Source organism: Rufibacter aurantiacus (assembly GCF_017916345.1).
Lineage (GTDB): Bacteria > Bacteroidota > Bacteroidia > Cytophagales > Hymenobacteraceae > Nibribacter > Nibribacter roseolus.
On the sequence record NZ_JAFMSV010000006.1, the window covers coordinates 171,953 to 184,836 of the forward strand.

Genomic DNA, 12,884 nt, shown 5'->3' on the forward strand with positions numbered 1-12,884 from the left:
CTCAAACGGAAAGGCTTTGCCCAAACCAACCCGTTCTCTCGCATCTGTATGGCAGACCAACTGGCACTTTCCGCTTTTCTGGACCGGTACAAACCGTACGCGGCGGTGTTCCTGCGCCTGGCGTTCGGGTTTCACCTCATTTATTTCACCCAAGACAATGTGTTCAGCTATGAGCGGATGTTGGAGTTCCGGGATTTTCTGGAGGTGCGGCACGTGCCGTTTCCGTTGTTGGGCGCCATTGTCTCAGTGGCGGTGCAGTTCCTGTGCGGGATTTTCCTGATCGTGGGCTGGCAGGTGCGGGTGGCGGGCTTCTTTATCCTGATGAATTTTATCCTGGCTTACATCATCGCCCACCGCGGACAAAGCTATGAGCAGTTTTTCCAGCCGGTGCAGCTGATGGCGGTGGGTTTGTTTTTCCTGCTGCACGGCGCCGGTGCCCTGTCGTTGGACCGCTACCTGCACGAGCGGCGAACAGAACGAACACCTGCGACACCCCACCGGCAAACAACATTCTAACAAACCTCCTTCCTCAAAACAGACCTTTCCTCCATGATCAAAAACTACCTCAAAATAGCCTGGCGGAATCTGCTGCGGCAGAAAGCATACTCGGCCATCAACATCATCGGTCTGGCCACGGGTATCTCGGCGTGTCTGCTCATTTTCCTGTTTGTTCAGCACGAACTGAGTTACGAGAATCATTTCGCCAAAGCCGACCGCACCTACCGGGTGGTGAACGACCTGATTGTGGACGACGAGATTGAGAAAGCCTCCCTTACTACCGGCGGCCTGGCCCCGGCCCTTAAAGCCGATTACCCCGAGGTGGAAACCGCCGTGCGCCTAGTTAACGGCGACAAGCAGGCCGTGAGTGTTTCTGATGACAAGGTTTTCTACCTCACCAACTCCTACTTTGTAGACAGCAATTTCTTCTCCGTTTTTGATTACCAGTTCCAAAGCGGCGATCCGGCCACGGCGTTGGCGGCTCCCTTATCCATGGTACTCACCCAGGCTACCGCCGAGAAACTCTTCGGGAGCGCGGCTGCGGCGCAGGGGCAGTTGGTGAAGATCCAGGGCGAGTCGTTCAAGGTGACGGGCGTGCTGGCGCCGTCCGGCCCCTCGCACCTCACCCCAGATTTCTTTGCCTCTATGAGTTCCATGGGCACCGAGTTCATGCAGATGATGGAAGGGGAATGGGGCAATACCAACACCTACACCTACGTGGTGCTGCGCAACCCCTCGCAGGCAGCTTCCCTTCAGGCGAAAATGGGCGATTTTTTCCTGAAACGGGTAAAACCAGCCTATGACCAGATGCAGTCCACCGGCCGGGTTGACTACAAAATTCAGCCGTTGACAGACATTCACCTTACTAATGACTGGCTGTATGAACTGTCTCCTTCGGGCAACCGGTCCTACATCTTCATTTTCTCGGCGGTGGCCATTTTTGTGCTGCTCATTGCCTCCATCAACTACATGAACCTGGCCACGGCCCGCTCGGCGAAACGCGCTAAGGAAGTGGGCTTGCGCAAAGTGGTGGGCGCGCACCGCTCGCAGCTGGTAAGTCAGTTCTTGGGCGAATCTTTGGTGATTACCCTGCTGGCGGTTTTGCTGGCGCTGGCTTTGGTGGAGCTGCTGTTGCCTACCTTCAACGGCCTCACGAATAAAAATATAGGGTCTGCTTACCTGCTCAACCCGGTTTTCGGGCTCACGTTGCTGGGCATTATCCTGTTGATTGGGTTGGTAGCGGGCAGTTACCCGGCGTTTTTCCTCTCGGGCTTTAAGCCGGTGGATGTGCTTAAATCAGACAAGGCGCCCCGGGGCAGCGGCGCTACCCTGCGCAAAGGGCTGGTGATTCTGCAGTTCACTATTTCGCTGGTGCTCATCATCGGGACGGTGGTGGTGTACAGCCAGATGGATTTCCTGAAGAAAGCCGATCTGGGTTTCAACAAAGAACAGGTGGCCGTGATTGACATCCCCAGCGGAGACACCACGCTCACCGCCAAACTGCCTTTGATCAAGAGTGAGATGCTGGCCAACCCCAACGTGACGCAGGTCTCGGCCTCGGCCCAGATTCCGGGTCAAGGTTCTGGGGTGCTCATTTTCATGGTGGAGCGCAACAACGCCATGGTGGAGAAAACCATGAACATGATGACCGTGGACTATGACTTCCTGGACCTGATGGGCATCAAACTCAAAGCCGGCCGCAACTTCTCTCGGGACATGGGCACCGACCAAAGCTCTGGCTTCATCATCAACGAGGCGGCCGCCAACCTGCTGGGCTGGAAGGAGGCCGTGGGCAAGCGCATCGGGTTCAGTGACACCACCAGCGGCAAGGTCATTGGCGTGGTCAAGGACTTCAACTACACCTCTTTGCACGACAAGATTGCGCCCGTGGTGCTGCGCGTGCGGCCCAGAACCTCGGGTTATTTGCTGGCACGGCTCTCCGGCGACAACTTTGAGGAAGCCCTGGCGCACGTGAAAACCACCTGGGCCCGCTTTGACCCTAACCGCCCCATTGACCTCACCTTCCTGGACGAGAGTTTCAACGCGCAATACCAAAGCGAAGAGAAAATGCTGAAGGTTTTCGGGTACTTCTCCATCTTGACTATTATCATTGCCTGCATGGGTTTGTTCGGGCTCACCTCGTTCATGGCCGAGCAGCGCACCCGCGAGATCGGTATCCGGAAGGTGCTGGGCTCTTCGGTGCTGGGCATTGTGATGCTCTTGACCAAAGACTTTGCGGTGCTGGTGGTCATTGCCATTGTGCTGGCCTCGCCGCTGGCCTGGTACGGCATGCAACAATGGCTGCAGGAATTCGCCTACCGGGTGCCCCTGAGCCCCTGGTTGTTTGTGAGCGCGGGCATGGTGGCTTTGATTATTGCAGTGGCTACCGTGAGCGTGCAGGCGGCCAAGGCGGCGTTGCTGGACCCCATCAAAGCCCTCAGAAGCGAATAAGCCGTTTAGGGGCCGGTTTGAGGAAAACGGTCCCTAAACAAAAACTATTTCGGAACTTAGTACGGCCCATGGCGGGGCAACATTTTACAACCCGATGCTCAGGAATTACCTCAAGATAGCGTGGCGGAATCTGCTGCGGCACAAGGCGTACTCGGCCATCAACATCATCGGGCTGGCGACCGGGATCTCGGCGTGCCTGCTCATCTTTTTGTACGTGGGCCACGAGCTGACCTATGAAAGTGGCTTCGCCGATGCCCAGCACATTTACCGGGTGGTGAGCCGGGTGAACTTCCACGGAGAGGATGACCGGTTTTCCCTTTCCCCTAAGCCCCTGGCCGACCACATGCGGCGCGAGATCCCCGAGGTGAAGAAAGTGGCCCGCCTGGCCGCCTCCAAAAAACAGACCGTCTGGAAAGACCAGCAACCCTTTCTGGAGGACAACCTTTTCTTCGCCGACAGCACTTTCTTCCAGGTGGTGCCTTACACCTTTTTGGCCGGTGATCCGGTGACGGCCCTTCGGGCGCCCAGAACCATTGTCATCTCTGACGAGTTGGCCCGCAAATACTTTGGCAGCGTGGAGAAAGCCCTGGGCCAGCCGCTACAGTTCAGCAGAAATCAGCACCTGGTCACCGGGGTGTTCAAAGCCGAAAAACACTCGCATCTTCAGGCCAGCGCTTTTTTCTCCATGGTGACCAAAGACGAAGCAGAACGGGCCGGGAAAGACGCCGAGACGATAGCGGCACAAGAAAACGAATGGATTCTGTTTGGGTATTACACCTATTTCACCCTCCACCACCCCGCTTCGCTGCCTGCCTTCAAGCAAAAACTGGCGGACCTGGTACAACGGCGGGCCGTTCCCTGGCTCAAGGAAAACGAGATTTCCGCGTCTATGGAACTCATGGTACAGCCTATCCCCGAAATCCACCTCAGCAATGACTTCCAGACCGATATCAGCCCCTCGGGGAGCCGGTCTTACGTGTACATTTTCTCGGTGGTGGCGGTGTTTATCTTGCTTATTGCCTGCATAAATTACATGAACCTGGCCACGGCCCGCTCGGCCAAGCGGTCACGGGAGGTGGGCTTGCGGAAGGTGGTGGGCGCGCACCGGAGCCAGATCATCGGGCAGTTCCTGGGTGAATCCATCCTGATCACGCTGCTGGCGCTGGTGCTGGCATTGGCCATGGTGGAGCTTTCCCTGCCCGTTTTCAACGAACTCACCGAAAAACAATTCGCCCTTTCTTCTCTGCTGAACACGAATTTTGTTTTGCTCATCCTGGCTATTCTGCTGTTTGTGGGTTTGGTGGCGGGTAGTTACCCGGCCTTCTTCCTGTCGGGGTTTAAACCGGTGGAAGTTCTAAAATCGGATAAAAACCCCAGGGGCAGCAATGCGTGGCTGCGGCGGAGTCTGGTGGTGGTACAGTTCACCATTTCGCTGGTTTTGATCATCGGCACGGCCGTGGTATACAGCCAGTTGCAGTTTCTCAAAAACAAGAACTTGGGGTTCAACAAAGAACAGGTTCTGGCCCTTAACCTGCCCAAGGGCGACTCTCTTTTCCAGAAAAGGCTGATGGTTTTCCAGCAGGAGCTCACTCAGAACCCCAACTTTCTGCAGACGGCTACCACGGGCAATATTCCGGGCGAAAGGCTGGCCCGCCTGCTGATGTTGGTGGAGGAAGAAGACGGCACGGAGAAAGACCAGACCATGAACGTGATGTTTGTGAGTTACAATTTCCTGGAACTGATGGGCATTGAGTTGAAAGAAGGCCGCACCTTTCAGAAGGATATTCCCACAGATGAAAAAGGCGCGGTCATCATCAACGAGGCAGGCGTGAAATGGCTGGGCTGGAAGAACCCCATGGGCAAGCGCGTGCAGGTCACCGACTATGATGCCAAAGTCATTGGGGTGGCCCGCAACTTCAATTACGCCTCACTGCACAATCCCATTGAGCCGCTCATGATCATCCCCATCAAAGAAAACACGGGCTATCTGCTGGCCAAAGTACGGCCCCAGGACCTGGAAGCCTCCCTCACTTTCCTAGAGCAGAAATGGAAAGCCTTCGCACCCCGGCACCCCATGGATTACTTCTTTATGGATGACCATTTCAACCGGCAGTATCAGGCCGAAGAAAAGATGCTTACCGTGTTTGGGTACTTCGCGGCGCTCACCATTCTCATTGCCTGTCTGGGTTTGTTCGGGCTGGCTTCTTTTACCGCCGAGCAGCGCACGAAAGAAATTGGCATCCGGAAGGTGCTGGGGTCTACGGTGGTGGAGATTGTACTGTTGCTGTCTAAAGATTTCGCGCTGCTGGTGCTGCTGGCCATTCTTATCGCCTCGCCGGTGGCCTGGTACGGGATGAAGAACTGGCTCCAGGATTTCGCCTATCAGGTGAACCTGAGTCCTTGGTTATTCTTCACTGCAGGGTTGGCTTCGCTGCTCATTGCGGTGGCCACCGTGGGTATCCAGGCGGCCAAGGCGGCTTTGCTGGACCCGGTGAAATCGCTCAGGAGTGAGTAATCTGCTTTGGGCTTCTTTCCTGAAAACGGCCCAGGAACGCCTTCTGTAAGTTTTAGGCTCTCCCAGCGACTAAAACGTAGAGGAGAAACGGTCTCCTCCTGAGAAGACGGCACAGGATTCTTCCGGTACAGACACCTAAACCCGATAACTTTCGTTTTCTTAGCATTCCAAGACATCTAAAATTCTATGTTGAAAAAATCATTGGCGGCGCTGGCGTTTGCCGCTCTCCTGCACTCCCCCCTGCTGGCGCAAAACAACGCCACCCCTGCCTACAAGTTTTCTGTGGACCTGGCCCAGGCCAAAGACGATAAACTGCAGGTGACCCTGATCACCCCAGAAATCAAAGAAGACGAAGTCCTCTACCACATGCCTAAAATGGTGCCCGGCACCTACGCAGTGTATAATTTCGGGAAGTTTGTCTCTGACTTCAACGCCTTTGACAAAAAAGGCAAAAAACTGAGCGTGGAGCGCCTGGACCAGAACACCTGGAAAATAAAGAAAGCCAAGAAACTGGCCCGCCTCACCTACCTGGTGGATGACACCTGGGACACGCCCAAGAAAGAAGACATCGTGTTTGAACCCGCCGCCACTGATATTGAGGCAGGCAAGGTTTTCCTGCTCAACACGCACGGGTTCTTTGGGTACTTCGCCAACATGACCAAGGTGCCTTACCAGATTACGGTAAACAAGCCGCAGGACTTCTACGGCGCTACCCCGCTGCGCACCACCAGTTCCACGCCCACCTCAGACACCTACCTGCTGCAGAACTACAATGACCTGGTAGACTCGCCTATGCTGTACAGCCGCCCAGACACGGCTATGCTCAAAGTAGGCAACGCCGAGGTTCTGATCTCTACTTTCGCCGCTGGTGGTGGGGCCCGCTCTAAAAACCTGGCCGAGAACATCAGAACCATTCTGGAAGCGCAGAAAAATTACCTGGGCGGCACGCTGCCGGTAGACAAATACGCTTTCCTGGTGTACATAGACGACAAGCCTAACCGCACGGGCGCGTACGGGGCGCTGGAGCACTCCTACTCCTCGGTGTACTATTTCCCAGAGATGCCGCCTACCATGCTGGCTGAACAGGTCCGGAATATCGCGGCGCACGAGTTCTTCCACATCGTGACCCCACTGAATATCCACTCAGAGGAGATCGGGAACTTTGATTTCAGCAATCCCAAGATGTCTAAGCACCTCTGGATGTACGAAGGTGTGACGGAGTATTTCGCCCACCACGTGCAGATAAACCAGCGCCTGGAAGAGCTGCCTGATTTCCTCACGGAGATGCGCAACAAGATCATTGCCTCTCAGCAGGAGTACAATGACGCACTGGCCTTCACCGAGCTGAGCCTGGGCGCCCTGGACAAGCACGAGAAAGAGTACGGCAACGTGTACCAGAAAGGCGCCCTCATTGGCATGGCCCTAGACATCAGGCTGCGCGAGCTTTCGGGCGGCAAATACGGCATCCGGAACCTGATGAAAGACCTGAGCCAGACTTACGGCAAAAACCAGTCGTTCAAAGACGAGGAGTTGTTTGACAAGATCACGGCTTTGACTTACCCCGAGATCCGGGACTTCTTCAAGCGCTATGTGGAAGGCAACGAGCCTTTGCCCTATTCTGAGCTTTTCAGGAAAGTAGGCATTACCTACCAGCCTACCGGCACGCAGAAACGCATCTCGTTGGGTAGACCCACCATTGGCTATGACCAGGCCTCCGGGCATCTGATGGTAGCCAGTACCGAGAACCTGACTTCCTTCGGGAAGCAGATGGGCTACAAAGCCGGCGACCAGTTGTGGCAGATCAACGGTGAGGACCTGAACCTGCGCAACGCCACGGATCTTATCAACAAGCACGTGATCAATGCGAAGGAAGGCACGCCTATCTCCATCACTGTGGGCCGCAAAGACGCCTCCGGTACGGTGAAGCCGGTGGAACTGAAAGGCAAACTAGTAGCCGCTGAGGAAAACGTATCGCACCTGCTTACCCCAGACCCCAATGCCACCCCGGCACAGCTAGCCTTAAGGGAAGCCTGGTTGTATTCCAGCCTGTAAGCTATTCTGATTTCTGTGGCGCCCGTTTTGGGGTTGTTTTCTTTGAAACAACCCCAAAACGGGCGCCACTTTTCGTTCCTAACATAGGGTAAGTAGCATTTTTACACTTCATGCAACTATGTTGTACATAATTATGTACATTCGTCAAGGAATAAACTCTACTGTTATGTTATCATTGACCGTTAGCGCTTTCAGAGGCAACATCAAAAAATACCTTGACATGGTTACCAAATCCCTGGACACGTTAGTGATTCCAAGGGAAAATGAAGAGGCAGTCGTCCTTATGCCCTTGAGCGAGTATAACTCCATTATGGAAACGGCCCACCTTCTCTCTACTCCTGCCAACCGCCAACGCCTTGATGAGTCCATCACGCAGGCGGAAAAAGGCCAAACCATTTCTTTCTCCCTGGAGGATCTGCAAAAGGAGATAGCGAAAGGCGAAAATGCAATTTAACTACACCCAACATGCGCACGAGGACATCTTTTACTTTATACAGAAAGGCGACTTCAACACCGTTAAGCGCATCTATGAGTTACTGGAAGCGATCCGGAAAGAACCCTTTGGAGGGCTGGGAAAGCCGGAGCCGCTAAAGTATGACCTAAAGGGCTATTGGTCAAGGCGCATCACCCATGAGCACAGGTTGGTCTACAAGATAATAGGTACCAAAGGCTTGGATCAGACCTGCCTCATCGTCCAATGCCGCCTACACTATTAAACACCCATAGGGCACCCTACTGGTGGCCTTCTTCATCAACCTTGTCTATTCCTAAAGTTGAATTAAATACTATCTTTAAGGAAGCGTAGCCACCACCTCCTGAAAACATATCAGGGGTTTAGGCGTTATGTTTTAAATCTGACCACCGCAAGCGTGTTTCCACCCTCCAGACATATTCCGTTCCCGAGGTCCGCTCAAGGGCTCTTTGGTATTTTCCTATTCCTTTTGCTTTTTCTGCCCTTTTCTGTCGTAAAGGCGCAGGACCGGGTCACGCTGAATGGCACGCTCCGCTCGGCGGCTACCGGCGAGGTATTGATTGGGGCCAGCGTTTCGGTGGCAGGCACCACCACGGGCGTGGAAACCAACACCAACGGCACTTATGCTTTGCCGCTGAACCCGGGAACGTACCAGATCCAGTTCTCTTACATTGGGTTCCAGACCTTGACCGAAGAGGTGGTCCTGACCAAAAACACCCGCCTGAACGTGGAGTTGCTGGAGAACTCAAACCAACTGGGCGAAGTGGTGGTGGAATCTGAGCGCAATACTTTCCAGGAGCGCCTGACCACGCCGCAAATGAGCATGGAAACACTTTCGTCCCGTGAGGCGAAGCTCTTGCCAGCCCTGTTTGGCGAGGTGGACATCATCAAAACCCTGCAGCTGAAACCGGGCATCCAGAGCGGCGGCGAGGGCAGCAGCGGTCTGTTTGTGCGGGGCGGCAGCTCTGACCAGAACCTGGTGCTCCTGGATGATGCCCTGGTGTACAACCCCAGCCACTTGTTCGGATTCTTCAGTGTGTTCAACCCAGATGCGGTGCGTGGTGTGGAACTGTACAAAGGCGGGTTCCCGGCACAGTTCGGGGGAAGGCTTTCCAGCGTGCTGGACGTGAAACTACGCGAGGGCAACCGCAAAGAGAATGACGTTTCCGGCGGAATTGGCTTGATTGCCTCCAGGCTCACGGTGGAAGGCCCCATCCAGAAAGACAAGTCCTCGTTCCTGGTCTCGGGGCGGCGCACCTACGTGGATGTCTTTACCCGCATGATCAATAAAGCCAAAGAGAGCGACCCAGAGTGGAGCCCCATCCCAGATTATTATTTCTATGATTTCAACGCCAAGGCCACGTTTGAGCTGGGTCCCAATGACCGCCTTTTCCTGAGCGGCTACTACGGCCGCGATTTCTTCAAGTTCAACGATGAGGATTTCGATTTCAATTTCAACTGGGGAAACCGCGTGGGCTCCGCCCGATGGGCGCACCAGTTTTCGCCCCGTTTTTTCGTAAACACCACTTTTTCAGCCTCCAACTACCAGTACCAGATCAAAAACCAGCTGGACATCTACTCCTTCAGCCTCACCTCTCACATCACAGACCTCACCCTGAAGTCTGACTTTGAGTACATTTCCTCGGAGCATCACCACCTGCGGTTCGGGGGCTCAGCGATTGACCATCGCTTTACTGTGGGCCGGCTGGAGGCCAACAGCCAAGACGGCACGGTGAATGTGGGCGCGGGCAACAATTATCGCGGGCAGGAATACGGCGTGTACGCCTCAGATGACTGGGCTTTGAGCCCGGTGTTTACCCTGAGCTACGGCCTGCGTTTGTCTGGTTTCCTGAACAACGGCAAGAACTTCCTGGGGCTGGAGCCACGGGCCGCGGCCAGTTACCGCTTCTCAGAAACGCTCACCCTAAAGGCCAACTACACGCGCATGTTCCAATACGTGCACCTTATCTCCAATACCGGCGCCTCGCTCCCCACCGATATCTGGTACCCGTCCAGCCCGGGCGTGAAGCCGCAGCGTTCAGACCAGTTCACCATAGGTCTTACCAAGCTCTACAAAGACAAATACCTGTTCAGCACCGAGGCCTATTACAAGAAGATGAACCGCCAGCTGGACCTCCGCGACGGGGCGCAGATCTTCGGGAACACGGAACTGGAGCAGGAGTTTGTCTTCGGGACCGGTGACAGCTACGGACAGGAGTTCTACGTGGAGAAAAAGGAAGGTAAAACCACGGGCTGGATCGGCTACACCCTTTCCTGGAGCAACCGTACCTTCCCCGATCTGAACAACGGCAAGACCTTCCCTACCCGCTTTGACCGCCGGCACGATCTCTCGGTAGTGGCTATCCATGAATTGAACAAACGCCTCAGCGCCACGGCCACCTTTGTGTACGGAACCGGTAATGCTTATTCGCTGCCCGTGCAACGCTTCGTTTTCCAGGATGTGAACGGCGAAGACTACACCGTGATTCCGGTGTACCCAGAGCGCAACTCGTTCCGGCTGGCCGCTTACCACCGCCTGGATTTGGGGTTAGTCTGGAGACTGCGGCCTAAGCGCGGAAGCTCTGACCTTACCTTCAGTGTGTACAACGCCTACAACCGCCGCAACCCGTACTTCGTGTATTTTGAGACCATCAAAGACGAGGAGAACAACCAAATCACGGGCTTTGTGGCCAAACAGGTTTCCTTGTTCCCTGTTATCCCGTCTGTGACCTATAACTTTAAATTCTAATGGGTACTCCCTTTTATATACGCCCTTTGTTGTCCTTGCTTTTGCTTGCGGGAGTTATGACTTCCTGTGACATGGAGCAGGAGATTGTGGTGGAATTGCCTAAACTGCCGCCCCAGATGGTAGTGGAATGTTACCTGGAGAACGGTGAGCCCATTAAGCTGGCTTTGTCGGAGTCCTCAGGGTATTTTGATGCCCCTGAAGCCTTGATTGTGACCGGAGCCAGCGTGACCATCACCAAGAACAACGAGGCGCCCATCGTCCTGAAAGACACCCTGATCGTTGACGAAGAAAACGAAAAAGTCTACACCCACTACAACCCCAGAAAGATTACCGCCGTGCCCGGCGATGTGTTCAAGCTCCTCATCACCGATCCCAAAGGACGCCGTATCACTGGTACCACCACGGTGTTGGATCCTGTTCCCCTTGACAGCGTAGGCTTTAAATTCAACAGCAAACCAGAGCAAAGCCAGGAAGCCTACCTCATGGCGCGCTGGCAGGACCCCGCAAATCACAAGAACTTCTACCGCCTGCTGGCCCACAAAAAGGATTCTACCGGCATAGACAGTCAACTGGACGCGGAAGTGGACGACCGCCTGCGCAATGGCCAGAAGATAACCTATACCACCACCTATCGCTTTGACCGCGATGACACCTTAACCGTCAAACTCTTCCACGTGGACGAAGCTTACTATGACTTCATCAGCAGCGTGGAAGACGCCCGCCGCGCCAACGGCAACCCATTTGCCCAACCTGTTACCATCAAATCAACTGTAGCCGGCGGCTTCGGTATCTTCACCCACTTGAATTATAACAGCAAGGAAATTATCATCAAATAGGCAGGTTGTTTTGGGCCTGATTTTGGGAAATCGGGTTAGAAATAGAGCTGGGAAAAGAACCTGTAGAGTTGCCAAACACTTCTCCTTAAAACCTAAAGCGGCTCCTTACCAAGATTCTCCCCTTGAGGGGAGAATCTTTTTTCTGAGACTGTTCTACTACATCATAACTCACATTAAAAATAAAAGCAGAACCGGCGGGTTCTGCTTTTGTGATCGATCCTGATTTGAGGCTATTTACCTGAAAAAGGCCTCAACACAAGGTTACTTGTTAAGAGGAACACCGAGAATTGGAGTGTTGCTACAACCCATCTAGTCCGCCCACAAGATCCTTTCAGGATGACAAAAGGGTGAGGACATGCCCATAGTCTAGGCTCTGAGTTATAACCGAGGATAGATTTACTAACTCAGGACTCAAGACTCAGAACTCAGGACTATTTTTACTCCTGCCGCTTGATCAATTCGGTGATAAGCAGTGTCATGTTGGGCTCGGCTTTGGCGGCGGCTTCCAGGATGTCCAGCAGGACTACTTTCTTGATTTTGCCCACGCCGAGGTCGGTGATGACGGAGACGGCGAAAACCGGGAGGTCCATGTGCACGGCGGCAATCACCTCGGGGACGGTACTCATGCCCACGGCATCGGCCCCGATGGTTCTGATGAAGTGGTACTCGGCTTTGGTTTCCAGCATGGGGCCCGGAGCGCTGGCGTAGACACCGGTTCTCACGTCAAGACCGTGCACTGCTGAGATCTCCAGCGCCTGCTGGATCAGGTGTTCACTGTAAGGCTCACTCATATCGGGGAAGCGCGGGCCCAGGTCATCCAGGTTTTTGCCGATAAGCGGGTTGGAAGGCAGCAGGTTAATGTGGTCGGTGATCACCATCAGGTCTGAGGTGTTGAAATCCGGGTGCAGGCCGCCGGCGGCGTTGCTCACGAACAGCTTCTGGATGCCCAGCAACTTCATCACCCTGATGGGGAACACCACCTGCTCCATGGTATAGCCCTCATAGTAATGGAACCGGCCTTGCATCACCACCACGTTGCGGCCGCCCAGCACCCCGAAGATCAGTTTACCGGAGTGGCTCTCTACGGTGGAAACCGGAAAATGCGGGATGTCTGCGTAGTCAAGGCTAAAGGTCATGTCAATGTCTTGCACCAGGGCGCCCAGGCCGGTGCCCAGCACAATCCCGAAATCGGGCTGGAACTGGGAGGTTTCCTGGCGGATGTAATCAGCGGCTTCTTGCAGGGTTTTAATCATTGTCTTAGGTTTTGGTAAGCTGTTTTACGCCCTATTTAAAGAAATGGGCTATAAAACG

The 12,884-nt window shown here is 54.4% G+C and carries 9 protein-coding genes; 8 read left to right on the top strand and 1 reads right to left on the bottom strand.

Annotation, left to right across the window (positions count from 1 at the left end; genetic code table 11):
* Nucleotides 1-48: 48 nt before the first annotated feature.
* From J3P34_RS21735 to J3P34_RS21770, 8 genes are all read left to right on the top strand, one after another.
* Nucleotides 49-516, top strand: coding sequence for a DoxX family protein (locus J3P34_RS21735; RefSeq protein ID WP_210490726.1), 468 nt, complete (start codon nt 49-51; stop codon nt 514-516).
* A 33-nt stretch (nt 517-549) separates the two neighbouring features.
* On the top strand, nt 550-2,949 hold the full coding sequence (locus J3P34_RS21740) for an ABC transporter permease (protein WP_210490727.1): 2,400 nt from the start codon (nt 550-552) through the stop codon (nt 2,947-2,949).
* A 94-nt stretch (nt 2,950-3,043) separates the two neighbouring features.
* On the top strand, nt 3,044-5,464 hold the full coding sequence (locus tag J3P34_RS21745; RefSeq protein WP_210490728.1) for an ABC transporter permease: 2,421 nt from the start codon (nt 3,044-3,046) through the stop codon (nt 5,462-5,464).
* 186 nt (nt 5,465-5,650) lie between these two features.
* Nucleotides 5,651-7,516, top strand: coding sequence for a M61 family metallopeptidase (locus tag J3P34_RS21750; RefSeq protein ID WP_210490730.1), 1,866 nt, complete (start codon nt 5,651-5,653; stop codon nt 7,514-7,516).
* Nucleotides 7,517-7,682: 166 nt separating this feature from the next.
* Nucleotides 7,683-7,970, top strand: coding sequence for a type II toxin-antitoxin system Phd/YefM family antitoxin (locus J3P34_RS21755; RefSeq protein ID WP_149090584.1), 288 nt, complete (start codon nt 7,683-7,685; stop codon nt 7,968-7,970).
* On the top strand, nt 7,960-8,232 hold the full coding sequence (locus J3P34_RS21760; protein WP_210490731.1) for a Txe/YoeB family addiction module toxin: 273 nt from the start codon (nt 7,960-7,962) through the stop codon (nt 8,230-8,232). Before J3P34_RS21755 ends, J3P34_RS21760 begins: the two co-directional genes overlap by 11 nt.
* A gap of 225 nt (nt 8,233-8,457) precedes the next feature.
* Nucleotides 8,458-10,737, top strand: coding sequence for a TonB-dependent receptor (locus J3P34_RS21765; protein WP_246853851.1), 2,280 nt, complete (start codon nt 8,458-8,460; stop codon nt 10,735-10,737).
* 56 nt (nt 10,738-10,793) lie between these two features.
* The gene (locus J3P34_RS21770) at nt 10,794-11,573 is read left to right on the top strand and encodes a DUF4249 domain-containing protein (RefSeq protein WP_210490732.1); all 780 of its coding nucleotides are present in this window, start codon (nt 10,794-10,796) and stop codon (nt 11,571-11,573) included.
* A 437-nt stretch (nt 11,574-12,010) separates the two neighbouring features.
* On the opposite strand, the gene J3P34_RS21775 is transcribed toward J3P34_RS21770, so the two are convergent.
* The gene (locus J3P34_RS21775) at nt 12,011-12,826 is read right to left on the bottom strand and encodes a purine-nucleoside phosphorylase (RefSeq protein WP_210490733.1); all 816 of its coding nucleotides are present in this window, start codon (nt 12,824-12,826) and stop codon (nt 12,011-12,013) included.
* Nucleotides 12,827-12,884 lie beyond the last annotated feature (58 nt).

Excerpts from the sequence above, each read along its gene's own strand:
- J3P34_RS21750 (WP_210490730.1), top strand. The coding sequence starts at position 5,651 with ATGTTGAAAAAATCATTGGCGGCGCTGGCGTTTGCCGCTCTCCTGCAC.
- J3P34_RS21770 (WP_210490732.1), top strand. The coding sequence starts at position 10,794 with ATGACTTCCTGTGACATGGAGCAGGAGATTGTGGTGGAATTGCCTAAA.
- J3P34_RS21745 (WP_210490728.1), top strand. The coding sequence starts at position 3,044 with ATGCTCAGGAATTACCTCAAGATAGCGTGGCGGAATCTGCTGCGGCAC.
- J3P34_RS21740 (WP_210490727.1), top strand. The coding sequence starts at position 550 with ATGATCAAAAACTACCTCAAAATAGCCTGGCGGAATCTGCTGCGGCAG.
- J3P34_RS21760 (WP_210490731.1), top strand. The coding sequence starts at position 7,960 with ATGCAATTTAACTACACCCAACATGCGCACGAGGACATCTTTTACTTT.
- J3P34_RS21735 (WP_210490726.1), top strand. The coding sequence starts at position 49 with ATGGCAGACCAACTGGCACTTTCCGCTTTTCTGGACCGGTACAAACCG.
- J3P34_RS21775 (WP_210490733.1), bottom strand. The coding sequence starts at position 12,826 with ATGATTAAAACCCTGCAAGAAGCCGCTGATTACATCCGCCAGGAAACC.
- J3P34_RS21755 (WP_149090584.1), top strand. The coding sequence starts at position 7,683 with ATGTTATCATTGACCGTTAGCGCTTTCAGAGGCAACATCAAAAAATAC.